The organism is Puerhibacterium puerhi (assembly GCF_009846865.1).
GTDB classification, from domain to species: Bacteria; Actinomycetota; Actinomycetes; order Actinomycetales; family Cellulomonadaceae; genus Puerhibacterium; species Puerhibacterium puerhi.
In genome coordinates, this window is sequence record NZ_WUWN01000061.1 from 1 (window position 1) to 13,385 (window position 13,385).

16 protein-coding genes are annotated in these 13,385 nt (G+C 75.5%); all 16 read right to left on the bottom strand.

All coding sequences use genetic code 11. The features are described from left to right. Positions 1 to 322 (bottom strand): hypothetical protein (locus GSF02_RS17330; RefSeq protein WP_201308979.1); only part of this gene is annotated, 322 nt, incomplete at its 3' end. Next, on the bottom strand, positions 294 to 2,351 hold the full coding sequence (locus GSF02_RS17335; RefSeq protein WP_159798625.1) for a flagellar biosynthesis protein FlhA: 2,058 nt from the start codon (positions 2,349 to 2,351) through the stop codon (positions 294 to 296). The genes GSF02_RS17330 and GSF02_RS17335, both read right to left, overlap by 29 nt. Beyond that, positions 2,348 to 3,619, bottom strand: coding sequence for an EscU/YscU/HrcU family type III secretion system export apparatus switch protein (locus GSF02_RS17340; RefSeq protein ID WP_159798626.1), 1,272 nt, complete (start codon positions 3,617 to 3,619; stop codon positions 2,348 to 2,350). The genes GSF02_RS17335 and GSF02_RS17340 overlap by 4 nt, the downstream gene beginning before the upstream one ends. A 13-nt stretch (positions 3,620 to 3,632) precedes the next feature. Then, positions 3,633 to 4,400: a flagellar biosynthetic protein FliR gene (locus tag GSF02_RS17345; RefSeq protein WP_159798627.1), complete on the bottom strand. Its 768-nt coding sequence runs from the start codon at positions 4,398 to 4,400 to the stop codon at positions 3,633 to 3,635. A gap of 2 nt (positions 4,401 to 4,402) precedes the next feature. After that, the gene (fliQ, locus tag GSF02_RS17350) at positions 4,403 to 4,675 is read right to left on the bottom strand and encodes a flagellar biosynthesis protein FliQ (RefSeq protein ID WP_159798628.1); all 273 of its coding nucleotides are present in this window, start codon (positions 4,673 to 4,675) and stop codon (positions 4,403 to 4,405) included. Between the two features lie 2 nt (positions 4,676 to 4,677). Then, positions 4,678 to 5,367 carry a flagellar type III secretion system pore protein FliP gene (gene fliP, locus GSF02_RS17355; RefSeq protein ID WP_159798629.1) on the bottom strand — a complete coding sequence of 230 codons (690 nt, stop codon included), beginning with the start codon at positions 5,365 to 5,367 and terminating at the stop codon, positions 4,678 to 4,680. After that, entirely contained in the window at positions 5,364 to 6,131 is a 768-nt protein-coding gene (locus GSF02_RS17360; protein WP_159798630.1) for a flagellar biosynthetic protein FliO, read from the bottom strand. Before GSF02_RS17360 ends, fliP begins: the two co-directional genes overlap by 4 nt. Then, the gene (fliN, locus tag GSF02_RS17365) at positions 6,131 to 6,844 is read right to left on the bottom strand and encodes a flagellar motor switch protein FliN (RefSeq protein ID WP_159798631.1); all 714 of its coding nucleotides are present in this window, start codon (positions 6,842 to 6,844) and stop codon (positions 6,131 to 6,133) included. The genes GSF02_RS17360 and fliN overlap by 1 nt, the downstream gene beginning before the upstream one ends. Further along, positions 6,841 to 7,794 carry a flagellar motor switch protein FliM gene (locus tag GSF02_RS17370; RefSeq protein WP_235915663.1) on the bottom strand — a complete coding sequence of 318 codons (954 nt, stop codon included), beginning with the start codon at positions 7,792 to 7,794 and terminating at the stop codon, positions 6,841 to 6,843. Before GSF02_RS17370 ends, fliN begins: the two co-directional genes overlap by 4 nt. 221 nt (positions 7,795 to 8,015) lie before the next feature. Continuing rightward, positions 8,016 to 8,519: a flagellar basal body-associated FliL family protein gene (locus GSF02_RS17375; protein WP_159798632.1), complete on the bottom strand. Its 504-nt coding sequence runs from the start codon at positions 8,517 to 8,519 to the stop codon at positions 8,016 to 8,018. Positions 8,520 to 8,521: 2 nt separating this feature from the next. Continuing rightward, positions 8,522 to 9,415: a flagellar motor protein MotB gene (locus GSF02_RS17380; protein WP_159798633.1), complete on the bottom strand. Its 894-nt coding sequence runs from the start codon at positions 9,413 to 9,415 to the stop codon at positions 8,522 to 8,524. Beyond that, complete coding sequence (locus GSF02_RS17385; protein WP_159798634.1) at positions 9,412 to 10,194, bottom strand: motility protein A; 783 nt, start codon at positions 10,192 to 10,194, stop codon at positions 9,412 to 9,414. The genes GSF02_RS17380 and GSF02_RS17385 overlap by 4 nt, the downstream gene beginning before the upstream one ends. Beyond that, the gene (locus GSF02_RS17390) at positions 10,194 to 10,499 is read right to left on the bottom strand and encodes a flagellar FlbD family protein (protein WP_159798635.1); all 306 of its coding nucleotides are present in this window, start codon (positions 10,497 to 10,499) and stop codon (positions 10,194 to 10,196) included. The genes GSF02_RS17385 and GSF02_RS17390 overlap by 1 nt, the downstream gene beginning before the upstream one ends. A 131-nt stretch (positions 10,500 to 10,630) precedes the next feature. Continuing rightward, complete coding sequence (locus GSF02_RS18655) at positions 10,631 to 11,398, bottom strand: C40 family peptidase (protein WP_201308980.1); 768 nt, start codon at positions 11,396 to 11,398, stop codon at positions 10,631 to 10,633. 66 nt (positions 11,399 to 11,464) lie between these two features. Then, positions 11,465 to 12,655, bottom strand: coding sequence for a flagellar hook protein FlgE (locus tag GSF02_RS17400; RefSeq protein ID WP_159798636.1), 1,191 nt, complete (start codon positions 12,653 to 12,655; stop codon positions 11,465 to 11,467). 45 nt (positions 12,656 to 12,700) lie between these two features. Further along, a complete protein-coding gene (locus GSF02_RS17405; protein WP_201308981.1) occupies positions 12,701 to 13,306 on the bottom strand; it encodes a flagellar hook assembly protein FlgD in 606 nt (201 codons plus the stop codon). Between the last annotated feature and the right edge of the window lie 79 nt (positions 13,307 to 13,385).

Below are 13,385 nucleotides of genomic sequence, written 5' to 3' on the forward strand. Positions count from 1 at the left end.
CGTCGGCCGCGTCGGCGGCGGCAAGCAGCGCCTCCAGCCCACCCGCCGCGCGGGCGGGCACCGCGGGCCGCGCCGGCGGCACCGCGGCGCCTGCCGGCCCCTCGGCGGGGCCGCCGGACAGCCGCCCGGTCAGGCCTGCGCCGTCGGCCACGCCGTCGGGCACGTCGACGACCAGCTCGTAGCGCTCCTTGGCGAACAGCCCCGCCACGCCGCCGCTGCGCACGCGCTCGGCGCGCACCACGGCGGCGCCGGGCAGCTCGGCGCGGACGTGCTCGAGCAGCCGGGCCAGGTCGTCACCCTCGAGCAGCAACCGCCGGGGCATCGCTCACCACCCCCACCGCGTCGACGGTCGCGCCGGCGGCCGTGATCTCCGAGTACGACAGCACGGGCAGGCGCGGCAGCCCCATGGCGACCAGGCGGCGAAGCGCCGGGCGCACGGCCGGGGCGCAGGCGAGCACCACGGTGCGGCCCTGCGTCTCGGACTCGGCCACCAGGGCGCGCAGGCGGTGCAGCATCCCGTCCAGCCGCGACGGCTCGACGACCACCTGGCTGCCGCCCTCGCCGGTGCGCAGCCCCTCCACGAGCGACTGCTCGAGCATCGGGTCGAGCGTGATGACGCGCAGCACGCCGTCCTGCACGTGCGGGGCCGCGAGCGCCGGGCCGAGGGCGGCGCGGGCCGCCTCGATCAGCCCCTCCGGCTCGGTCGAGGTCCGGGCGCGCAGGGCCAGGCCCTCGTAGATGCGCCCGAGGTCGCGCACGGACACCTGCTCGGCGAGCAGCCCCTGCAGCACCCGCTGCACCTCGCCCAGCGACAGCAGCGCGGGCACGAGCTCCTCGACGGCCGACGGGTTGACCGCCTTGAGCCCGTCGGTGAGCACGCGCACGTCCTCGCGGGTCAGCAGGCGCGGGGCGTTCTCGGCGATCAGGGCGCCCAGGTGCGTGACCAGCACGGACACGCGGTCGACGACGGTGGCGCCGGACAGCTCGGCGGTGTGTCGCAGCTCGGCCGGCACCCACTTGCCCGGCAGCCCGAAGACCGGCTCGGTGACGGGGGTGCCGGGCAGCGCGGCGAGGTCGTCGCCGAGGGCCAGCACCCGGCCGGCCGGGGCGGTGCCGCGGCCCACCTCCACGCCGGCCACCAGGACGGCGTAGGTGGCGCGCGGCAGGTCGACGCTGTCGCGGGTGCGCACCGGCGGCACGACGATGCCGAGCTCCATGGCGATCTTGCGGCGCAGGCCGCGCACGCGGCCGAGCAGGTCGTGCTCGGGCTCGGTGCCCACCAGGGTCACGAGGTCCGGGGCGAGCTGGATCTCCAGGGCGTGCACGCGCATCTGCTCGATGAGCTGCTCGGGGGCGTCGGGTGAGGGCGCGACGGCGGCGTTCGCCGCGGGCGTCGTGGCGGCGTCCTCGTCGCCGGGCCTGGGCGCGCGCTGGGCGAGCAGCAGCAGCACGCACCCGACGATCAGGAACGGGATCTTGGGGATGGCGGGCAGCAGCGCCATCGCGATCGCCGCCGCCCCGCCGACCAGCAGCGCGGTGCGCGACTGGGTGAGCTGCTTGGTGGCCGCGTTGCTGAGGTCGCCGTCGGCGGTGGCGCGGGTGACCACGATGCCGGTGGAGACCGCGAGCAGCAGCGCGGGGATCTGGGTGACCAGGCCGTCGCCCACGGTCAGGAGGCTGAAGTGCTCCACGGCCTCGGCCAGCGGCATGCCCATCTGGAGCATGCCGATGACGATGCCGCCGATCAGGTTGACGACGGTGATGATGATGCCGGCGATCGCGTCGCCCTTGACGAACTTGGTGCCGCCGTCCATGGCCCCGTAGAAGTCGGCCTCGGCGGCGACCTCGGCGCGGCGCCGGCGGGCCTCGTCGTCGTCGATGAGGCCGGCGTTGAGGTCGGCGTCGATGGCCATCTGCTTGCCGGGCATGGCGTCGAGCGTGAAGCGGGCGCCCACCTCGGCCACGCGGCCGGCACCGTTGGTGATGACCACGAACTGGATGACCACGAGGATCAGGAAGATCACCAGGCCGATGACCAGCGAGCCGCCGACCACGAAGTGGCCGAACGCGCTGATGACCTCGCCCGCGTAGCCGTCGCGCAGCACCAGGCGGGTGGAGGCCACGTTGAGCCCGAGCCGGAACAGCGTCAGCACGAGCACCAGCGACGGGAACACCGAGAAGTCGAGCGGCTTGCGCACCGTCATCGCGGTGAGCAGCACCACGAGCGAGCCCGCGATGTTGATCGCGATGAGGACGTCGAGCAGCGCGGCGGGCAGCGGCACGACGAGCAGCAGCACGATGCCGACGACGCCGGCGGGCACCGCGAGCTGGGTGATCGGACGGGATCTCATGGGTTCCTCCGGGGACCGGCGGCATGGCGGGGACGGCTCGGTCCCTGCCGGGTCGAGGCGGTGGGCGAGGCGGTGGCCGACGTCGTGGCCGACGTCGTGGCCGTGGAGCGGGCGCCGCGCGCGGCCCGGGCGGCCCGGGCGCGGCGGGGCCGGCCGGGCGGCGGGCCCCCGGGCAGGGTGCTGCCACCGGGCAGGCGGTGGCTGCCGGCGGCGGCGCCGCGGCGGCGCAGCGTCATGACGAACGCGAGCACCCGGGCGACGGCGGTGAACAGGTGCTCGGGGATCTCCTGGCCGGGCTCGCAGGCGGCGTGCAGGGCGCGGGCGAGCGCGACGTCCTCCACGAGCGGGACGCGGTGGTCGGTCGCCTCGCGGCGGATCCGGGCGGCCATCGCGCCGGCGCCCTTGGCGACGACGCGCGGCGCGCCCGTCCCCGGCTCGTAGCGCAGCGCCACGGCCACGTGCGTCGGGTTGACCACCACGACGTCGGCGTTCGCGACCTCCGCCATCATGCGGTTGCGGCTCATGGCGAGCTGGCGCGCGCGGATCGCGCCGCGCACCAGGGGGTCGCCCTCGGTGCGCTTGTGCTCCTCCTTGGCCTCCTGGGGCGTCATCCGCGTGTGCTTGCGGTTGCGGCGCAGCACGACGGCGAGGTCCGCGAGGGCCAGCAGCACGCCGGCGCCCACGCCCCAGCGCAACAGGTCGGCGACGCCCTGCGAGGCCGTGTCCAGCAGCGCGGCGAGCGTGAGGCTGCCGGACGCGGCGAGCACCGGGACCACCGCCTGCACGGCGAGCACGAGCACCAGCGCCACGACGGCGCTCTTGAGCAGGGTGAGCGTGCCCTGCCACCAGGCCTGGCCGCCGAACAGGCGCTTGACGCCCTGGACCAGGTTCAGCTGCTCGAAGTGCGGCTTGAGCCGGCGGGCGTGGACGCCGCCCTGGGCGGCGGCCACCGCGACGGTCGTCAGCACGAGCACCGCCAGGAGCGGGCCGAGGGTCAGCAGCAGCGAGGACAGGCCGTCGACGAGCGCCTGCACCGCGCGCGCCGGGTCGGGCGTGGCGGCGACGTCGCGCACCGCGGCGAGCTGCGCGACGGCGGCGTCCTGGCCGTGGTCGAGCACGGTGGGGAGCATGAGCGCGCCGGCGCCCAGGCCCGTCCACGCGGCGAGGTCCTGCGACCGGCCGAGCTTGCCCTCGCGCCGCACCTGCTTCATGCGCTGCGGGGTGGCCTTGAGGCTGCGCTCCTGCCCGCCGCCGCCCTCGCCGCTCACTGCGGCGCCCCGCTCACGGCCGCACCCCGCTCACGGCGCGCCCGGCGTCGTCGGCCAGCGCGTCGATCACCCCGGGCAGCGCCACGAACGCCAGCCCGGCCAGCACCAGGGTGAGCAGGATCTTCAGCGGGAAGCCGAGCGCGAACGCGTTGAGGGCGGGCGCGACGCGGGTCAGCAGGCCCAGGCCGACGTCGGCGAGGAACAGCACGACCGCCAGCGGGCCGGCCACCTGCAGGGCGGCCACGAACATCTGCACGACCGCGCCGGTCACGGTCTCGGCGATCGAGGCGGTGGACGGCACGACGCCGAGCGGCACGGCCTGGAAGGAGCGCACCAGCCCGGCGAGCACCACCTGGTAGGCGTCGGTGACGAACAGCAGCGTCACCGCGGCCGTCTGGTACAGCCGCCCGAACGGCGCGTTCGAGGTCAGGCTCATCGGGTCGAACGCGGTGGCGAGCTGGAAGCCGCCGAACAGGTCGATGAGCGAGCCGGCCGCCTGCACCGCGGCGAACACCACGGCGACGAGCACGCCGAGTGCGGCGCCGACGAGCGCCTGCAGCGCCAGCGCGCCGAGGAACACCGCGACGTTCGAGGCCGGCTCGGCGTCGAGGTTCGGCGCGACGGCCAGGGCGAGGCCGAGCGCGAGGGCGACCTTGACCGGCGCGGGCACGCCGCGGTGCGAGAACGGCGGGGCCAGGACGAGGAAGGCCGCGAACCGGACGCTCGCCAGCAGCGTCGCCTCGAGGGCGCCGCCGGCGAACGTCAGCGAGAGCGGGCCCACCGTCAGCCCCCGACCAGCTGGGGGATGCGGCCGAACAGCTCCTGGGTGAAGGTCACCGTCTCGGTGAGCATCCAGTGCCCGCACACCAGCAGCGCCACGGCGGCGGCGATGGCCTTGGGCACGAAGCTCAGGGTGATCTCCTGGATCTGCGTGACCGACTGGATCAGCGAGATCACGAAGCCCACCACCAGCGCGGTGACCAGCACGGGCGCGGCGAGCTTGGCGGACAGCACGAGGGCGTCGAGGCCGATGTCGAGGACGTCGTTGGTGCTCACGGTCAGCCTCCGCCGGTGTAGGAGCCGACGAGCGCGGTGACGATCATGCCCCAGCCGTCCACCAGCACGAACAGCAGCAGCTTGAACGGCAGCGACACCATGACGGGCGGCAGCATCATCATGCCCATCGCCATCAGCGCCGCCGAGACGACGAGGTCGATGACGAGGAACGGCACGAAGATGACGAAGCCGATGACGAACGCCGAGCGCAGCTCCGACAGCACGAACGCCGGGGCCAGCGTGGCGAACCCGACGTCGGCGGCGCCGGCGGGGTTCGGCAGGTCGGCCGCGCGGGTGAGCAGCGCGAGGTCCTCCTCGCGGGTGTGGGCCAGCATGAACTCGCGCAGGGGTCCCCACCCGGCCTCGACCGCCTGGGCGAACGTCAGCGAGCCGTCGAGGTAGGGCTGCACGCCGGCGTCGTTGACCGCCGAGACGGTGGGCGCCATGACGAACAGGCTCAGGAACAGCGCCAGGCCGGCCAGCACCTGGTTCGGCGGCACGCCGGTGAGGCCCAGCGCGTTCCGGGTCAGGGCCAGCACCACGAAGATCTTGGTGAAGCTCGTGGTCAGCAGGATGAGCGAGGGGGCGACCGACAGCAGCGTGATGGCGAGCAGCACCACCACCGAGCTGCTCGGCGCCCCGTTGACGCCGTTGATCGTGACGGCGACGTCGCCCAGGCCGTCGGGGTTCATCGCCGGGCACGCCCCTGGAGGGCGTGCGTCACCTGGCGCCAGGTCTGCGGGTCCAGCACCGAGCCGGCCACGGCGGTGGCCACCGGTCCGCGACGGCCGAGCGCCGCGGCGTGGCGCACGCCGTGGCGCCCGCGCGACGGCGCCGTGGCGGGCACCGTGGCGGGCACCGTGGCGTGCACGGCGGCGTCGGCCGGGTGGGCCTCGGCGTGGGCACCGGCGCGGGCCTGCGCCCGGACGACCGACAGCTCCTGCGTGATGACCTCGGCGAAGTCGCGCGGGGCCGCCGCAGCCAGGACCGACGTCCGCACCGGGGCGCCGGGGACCGGCGGGACCGCGCCGGCGGCCGCCGGCGGCGCGTCGGGCGCCGCGGGGACCAGGGCGCGCGGGGCGCGCGCGGGCAGCGCACGGGGCGGGGGCACAGCGGCGGGCACCGTGGTGGGCACCGTGGCGGGCACCGTGGTGGGCACCGTGGTGGGGACCGTGGCGGCGCCGTCGGGCGCGGCCTCGGGCACGGCGTCGAGCTCGGTCAGCAGCGTCACCTGCTGCTCGCCGTAGCCGAGCAGCAGCCGCCGCTCGCCCACCGCGAGCACGGCGACGCCGGCGTGCCGGCCCAGCGCGTGCCGGCCCACGAGGCGCACCGGCGCCTCGCCCGCCTGGGCGCGCTCGCGGACCGCCCCCAGTCGGCGCGCCCCGTACCAGATGATCCCGACGACGCAGGCCAGCGCGACCAGCGTGCGCAGGACCAGCACGGCCCCCTCGCCCATCAGCCCGCGTCCGCCGGGACGATCTCGGTGATGCGCACGCCGTAGCTCTCGTCGATGACCACGATCTCGCCGCGCGCGACGAGCCGGCCGTTGACCATCACGTCGGCGGGGCTGCCGGCGGTGCGGTCGAGCTCGAGGACCGAGCCCGGCACCAGGTCGAGCACCTGGCGCACGGGCAGGCGCGCGCGGCCGATCTCGGCGGTGAGCGTCATCTCGACGTCGTAGAGCACGCGCATCCCGGCGTGCCGCTGGGCGTCGGTGGGCACCGGGCCGGCCGGCTGCTCGCGGCGGCGCACGCCGAACCAGGCGAGCGTGGCGCCGTCGTGCTGCAGCGCGAACACCTCGGTGTCGGCGCCGACGACCTCCTCGGCCCGCTCGGCGCGGGTGGCGCCGAGCACGCCGGGGCCGAGCGCCTGCGAGGCGGCCTCGAGCGCCGGGCGCAGCGCGTCGGCGGCGTCGAGCCCGGCGGAGGCGGCGCCGCCCGCCGCGAGCGCGTCGGCGATCACGGCGTCGGCCACGAGCACGACGTCGGCGCCGGACGCGCCGACGAACGAGGCGACCCGCGCGACGGCGTCCGCCGGCGGCCGGTCGTCCGCCCCCGCGGGCACTGCCGTCAGCGGCACCGGCGCGGGCACCAGCGCGGCGGCGGCAGCGGCGGCGGCCGCGGTGGTGGCCGGGCCGGCGGGCGCGCCGGGCGTGGTGGTCGGGTTCATGCGTTTCTCTCCTCGACGGTGACGACCTTGCAGGCCAGGCGGGACCCGTGGCTGCCGACGGCGGCGCGCGCGAGCACGACGTCGTCGACGACGACGTCCAGCGGCTGGGACGACGGGTGGGACAGGGGGACGACGTCGCCGACCTGCAGCGCGACGACGTCGCGCGGCTGCACGGTCACGGGCGCGAAGCGCACGGCCACCTCGACCGGCACGTGGTGCACCGCCGCGTCGAGGTCGGCCCGCGCGGCCGCGGCGGCGCGACGGTCCGCCTCGGTGCGCCCGTCGCCGTTCTCGGCGCCGCGCAGCGCGGTCAGCAGCATCTCGGCGGGCAGCATGAACGTCGCGGTGTCGGCGCGCTCCCCCACCCGCAGGGAGAAGGTCGCCACCACGACGGGCTCGGAGGCGCCGATGGCCTGCACGAACTGCGGGTTGTACTGGATGCTGCGGAACTCCAGCTCCAGCGGCATCACCGAGGCGAAGGCGTACGGCAGGTCGGCCAGCGCGTGGTCGAGCAGCCCGCGCAGCAGCGTCACCTCGATCTCGGTGAGCTCCCGGTCCTGGCGGTCGTCGCCGCGGCCGGTGCCGCCGAACAGGTAGTCGATCCACACGAGCGTCATCGGCAGCGGCAGCTGCAGCACCGCGCTGGAGCGGGTGTCGCCCACGGCGCACACGACGACGGCGGTGGGCGCGGGCAGTGCGGCGACGTACTCGTCGTACGGGCGCAGCGCGACGCCCTCGAGCACCACCTCGGTCACCGCCCGCAGGCGCGCGGTGAGCTGGGTGGCCCACTGGCGGCCGAACCGCTCGAACGCCATCTCGAGGTGCCGCGCGTGGTCGCGCGACATCGTCAGGGGCCGCCGGAAGTCGTACGGCACGGGCTCGGACGTCGGCGCGAGGCGTGCGCCGCGGCTCACCGGGCGCACCACGGTCTGCTGCCGGGGGACTGTCACGCCTCGCCCATCGGCAGCGTGCGGGCAGCACTGAGCGTTCCGGGGACGGATCCGTCCGTTTTCACCCGCTCTCGGGCGCGCTCGGCCCGGGGGCGGGGACTCCTCCCGCGGCGGGGCCGCGGGCACTTCGCCGGCGACGCCGCCGGTACTCGAGGCCGCCCGGCTCGCGCGGGCGGCGTCGTCCGCCCGTCCGGGCGGCTGGTCGGTGCGTGCTCAGCCGGTCACTGGGTCACGTACTGCGTGAGGTAGACGTCCAGCACCTCGCCCTCGTAGGCCTCCTGGAGCTGCTCGGCGAGCTCGGACTTGAGCTGGTCGCGCGTGGCGGGGTCGGACACCTCCTGCACGGGCCGGCCGGAGAACAGCGCGATGGCCAGGTCCAGGGCGCGCGCCGGGTCCGGCGGCTCCTCGACGTCGGCGGTCAGCTGCAGGCCGAGGCCCAGGCGCAGGTAGTGGCCGTCGGCGAGGTTGAGGCTGACGGGGTCCACCTGCAGCACCGCGCCCGGCTCGGGCGCGGGCGGCGCCGCCTCGGCGTCCGGCGTCCGCAGGAAGAACCAGGCCGCCGCGGCCCCGGCGGCGACGAGCGCCACCAGGACCAGCACCAGCACCGGCCAGCGGCGGCGGCGCTTCTGCGGCTCCGGCTCCGGCTCGGCGGCGGCCGGCGCGGGCCCCGCGGAGCGCGCGCCGATCTTCTGCGGCGCCCCGATGACTCGCTGCTCCACGGGCACGCTCACTCCTCACTCCCGATGACGTGCGGCAACAGCTCGCGCACCTGCTCGGGCGCGCTGCTGAGGACGACGAGGTCCACCCGGCGGTTCGCGGCCAGGGCCTCGGCGTCGTCGCCGGGCACGAGCGGACGCTCGTCCCCGAAGCCGACGGCCATGATCCGCGCGCCGGCGATGCCGTCGTTCTCCACCAGGTGCCGCAGCACCTGGGTGGCACGGTCCGACGACAGCTCCCAGTTCGTGGGGTAGCGGCCGGAGACGGGCACCACGTTGGCGTGCCCCTCGACCGAGATCTGCTCGCTCAGGTCCGCGAGCGTCGGCCCGGCGGCGTCGAGCACCTGCCGGGCGGTGTCGGTGAGCCGGGCGCTGGAGGCCGCGAAGAAGACGTCGTCGGCGACCAGGCCGATCGTCAGGCCGCGCTCGTCGATGCGCATGCTCACCGCGTCCTGCAGGCCGCGGGCCCGCAGGGCGGCGGCGACCTCGTCGCGCACCTCGGTCAGGTGGCTCGCCTCCCGCTGCGCCTCGGCGACCAGCGACGGGTCGGCGCCGCCGAGGTCGGCGGGGTCGGCGCCCTGCTCCCCCAGGCCGTCGTCGGCGGTCACCGGGTCGCCGGCCTGCTGGGCCGGCACGATCGCCGCCGCCGGGTCGCCGTCGAGCGCGCCGGAGCTGCCGTCGAGCACGCCGGTGCTGCCGGTGGTGATGCCGAAGCCCTCCGACAGCGACTCGCGCAGCGCCTCGAACTTGGCCTGGTCCACCTGGCTCATCGCGTACAGCACGATGAACAGGCCCATGAGCACGGTGATCATGTCGGAGTAGCTGACGAGCCAGCGCTCGTGGTTGACGTGCTCCTCCTCGTGCCCGCGGCGCCGGCCGCGGCCGCGGCCGCCCCCGGCGCTCACGCGGCCTCCGCCTGGGCCTCGGCCTTGGCGGCGGCGTCACCGGGCAGCAGGCTGCGCAGCTGCTCGCCGACGAGGCGCGGGTTGGCGCCGGACTGCACGGCGAGCAGGCCCTCGAGCGTGACCTCCATCTGGGTGCACTCGAGGTCGGAGATGCGGCGGATGCGGGTGCCGATCGGCAGCCACACCACGTTGGCCGACAGGATGCCCCAGAGGGTCGCGACGAACGCGGCGGCGATCGAGTGGCCCAGCGACGCCGGGTCGGAGAGGTTCTCGAGCACGTGCACCAGGGAGATGACCGTGCCGATGATGCCGATGGTCGGGGCGTAGCCGCCGAGGTCCTGGAAGTACTTGGCGTGCACCCGGTCCCCGGTGCGCTTCGAGGCGATCTTGTCCTCGAGCAGGCGGCGCAGGTCCTCCGGGTCGGTGCCGTCGATGGCCGACTGCAGCCCGGCGCGCAGGAACGGGTCCTCGACCTCGCGGGCGTCCTCCTCGAGGGCCAGCAGGCCCTCGCGCCGCGCCCGGTCCGCCAGCCGCACCAGCGTGTCGATGGTGGCCGACGGGTCCGGCGCCTTGCTGCGCAGGGCGCGCGGGACCGCCTTGAACGCGCCGATGGTGTCGGCGAGCGTGTGCCCGGCGATGCCGACACCGATCGTGCCGACCCACACCAGCAGCAGCGGGGCGGGCAGCAGGATGGACATCGGGTTGGCACCCTCGAGCAGGAGGGCGCCGAAGATCGCGCCGAGCGCGACGACGATGCCGATGAGGCCTGCGGGATCCATCAACGGCTCCTGGGACGTAGCGGGACGGGCGGCGACGGGGGCGGCTCGTCGCCGCCGCCGTCGTGCAGGACCAGCTGGGGGCCGCCGTCGTGGGTCGGCTCGGGAGCGACGATCTCCTGGGCGCGCGCCAGCACCCGAGCCTTGTGCTCGGTGATGCGGTCGACGAGGTCGTCGAGCGTCTGGGCGATGACGTACTTGGTGCCGTCCACCAGCGTGACGACCGTGTCCGGGGCGCACTCGACGCGCTGGATGAGATCGGGGTTGAGCCCGAAGGCTGCCCCGTTGAGGCGCGTCACGACGATCACGGCAGGCCCTGTCCTTGGTCCTTGGAGCCGGCGTCCCGGGCTTCCTGCCCGGACCGGCAGGGGCCCTTCCGTGGGCCCTCGTCGTACGAATCGGCCGATCAGGCCGCTCGCTGAGGAATCGGCGGGGAACGTCAGGTGAACCGGAGGAAGACCGGGTCGTCCTGCCACATCCTGCGCTCGGCGACCTGCCAGTCCCCCGTGCGGGCGGCCTCGATCTGCTGGTCGCCGCCGAGGTAGATCGCCACGTGCCCGGGCGACCAGATGATGTCGCCCGGCTGGGCCTCGTCGCGGGGCACGACCGTGCCCGCCTCGCGGATCTGGGCGGAGGTGCGCGGCAGGTCGATGCCCGCCTGCCGGTAGGCGTAGCCGACCAGCCCCGAGCAGTCGATGCCGGCCGACGTCTCGCCGCCGAAGACGTACGGCGTGCCGAGCATCGAGCGCGCCGCGGCGATGACGTCGGCCCCGCGCCCGCCGGCCGCGTCCGAGGACGCGGCCGGCGTGGCGACCGGGGTGGTGGAGGCGGCGGCAGGCGGGCTCGTGAGCAGGCCGGAGACCGACCCGACGGCGGACCCGAGGCCGGACCCGAGGCCGGACCCGAGGCCGGAGGGGCCGGCCCCCGAGCCCGTCAGGCCACCGAGCGCGCCGGCGCCGGCCGCGCCGGTGCCCGTGCCGGCGCCCGCTGCCGTGCCCGCCGTCGCGCCCGCCGTCGCGCCCGTGCCGAGCTGGGCGGCGAGCGCCGCCGCGAACGTGCCGCTCGTGCCCGCCGCCGAGGCGGCCGACGTCGTCGCCGTGCCCGACAGGGCGCTCGCCGCCGTCGCGACGCTCGGGCGCGCGCTCACCTGGCCGATGACCGACTCGATCTCGGCGATGCGGCCGGCGATCTGGCTGATCCCGTCCATGCGTGCTGGGGTCCTCCTGCTGGGTGGTGCTCGTCAGGTGCTTGGCGTCGGCCGGCGGCCGAGGCGTCAGCGCTTGAGGTTGACGAGCTCGTTGAGCACCTCGTCGGAGGTGGTGATCACGCGCGAGCTGGCCTGGAAGCCGCGCTGGGCGACGATGAGGTTGGTGAACTCGTTGGAGAGGTCCACGTTGGACATCTCCAGCGCGCCGCCGGCGAGCGTGCCGCGACCGCCGACCCCGGCGGCGCCGATCTGCGCCGCGCCCGAGTTCACGCCGGCGCGCAGCAGCGAGCCGCCGGCCTTCTCGAGGCCGCCCGGGTTGACGAACGAGCCCATGGCGACCTGGCCGAGCGCCTGGCGCAGGCCGTTGGAGAACGACCCGGTGATGACGCCCGAGGCGTCGATGGCGAAGGACTGCAGCACGCCCGTGGCGTTGCCGTCCGTGGTGTTCAGCTGCATGGTGTCGGCGCCGGCCTGGCTGGTGAGCGCGCCGAGGCCGACGGTGACGCCGCCGACGGTGATCGAGCCCGTGGGGGTCCCGTCCGCCCGGGTGAGCGAGCCGTCGCCCTGGATGGTCAGGTCCACGGCCGTCGCCGGGTCGTCGTTCGCCGTGACGGTCCAGCCGGTGGCCGTGCGCTCGAACGTCAGCGCCAGCTCGCTGGCGTTGCCCGCGGCGTCGTAGACCTCCACGGTGCGCTCGACGACCTTGCCGACCGCGGCGCTGCCGTCGAGGTTGCCGGTGACCGCGGCGGCCGTGGTGGCCGAGGCGTTCATGACCGTGCCGACCTGGACGCGCAGGTCCTGCAGCGGCGCGTTGGTGTCGATCACGCCACCCGGGCCGGCGGCCCAGCCCTGCACGATCGCCCCGTCGCCGGGCAGCACCATCTGGCCGAGGCTGTCGAAGTCGAAGGCGCCCGAGCGCGTGTAGAACGTCTCGGCGCCGCGGCGCACGACGAAGTAGCCGTCGCCCTGGATCATCATGTCCGTCGCCTTGCCGGTGAGCTGGCTCGACCCCTGCGTGAGGTTCGTGCTGATGCCGGCCACGCGGACGCCGAGGCCCACCTGCGCGGGGTTGGTGCCGCCCTGGCCGTCCTGCGCGCCGGCCGGGAACTGGACCATCTGGCTGAGGGTGTCCTGGAACTGCACCGAGGACGACTTGAAGCCGGTCGTGTTGACGTTGGCGATGTTGTTGCCGGTCACGTCGAGCATGGTCTGGTGGCTCTTGAGGCCACTGATGCCGGAGAAGAGCGAGCGGAGCATGGGCGTGTCCTTTCGGGAGGGACGGGCTCGGGGAGGTCGGGTCGGTCAGACGGCGCCGGCGGCGTCGGCAGGCGTGTCGGTGGAGGTGTCGGCGTCCGGGGTCCCGGCGTCGGGGGTGTCGGTGACGGGGGTGCCGGTGGCGGGGGTGCCGGTGCCGGGGGTGCCGGTGCCGGGGGTGCCGGTGGCCGGCGGCGTGCTGCCGACCGGGGCGACGACGGTGACGAGGTCCAGCGGGACGAGCACGTCGCCCACCTGCAGCAGCGGCGTGCCGGACTCGTACGACACGGCGCTGACGACGCCGGTGACCTTCGTGCCCTCGGCGTCCACGGCGGTGATCTGCTTGCCGACGAGCGAGGCAGCGGTGGCCCGCTGCTGCATCGCGAACGCCTCGCGCTGGGTGTCGGCGAGCGCGACGAGCTGCTCCACGCTGGTCATCTGCGTGGTCTGCGCCATGAGCTGCGTGGTGTCCATGGGGCTCGTCGGGTCCTGGTAGCGCAGCTGCGCCACGAGGAGCTGGAGGAACGCCTCGGAGTCGAGCGTGCTGCCGTCCTTGGCGGTGGTGCCGCCGGACGCCGTCGCGCCGGTCGCAGCCGTCGCAGCCGTTCGCCCGGCGCCGATGGCGGAGACCGGGATGCTGCCGTCGATGGTCATGGGGAGCCTTCCGGGTCAGAGGACGAGGTCGAGGCCGCGGGCCGGCGACGCCGGTGCGGGCGGGGCGGGGTCGGGGGTG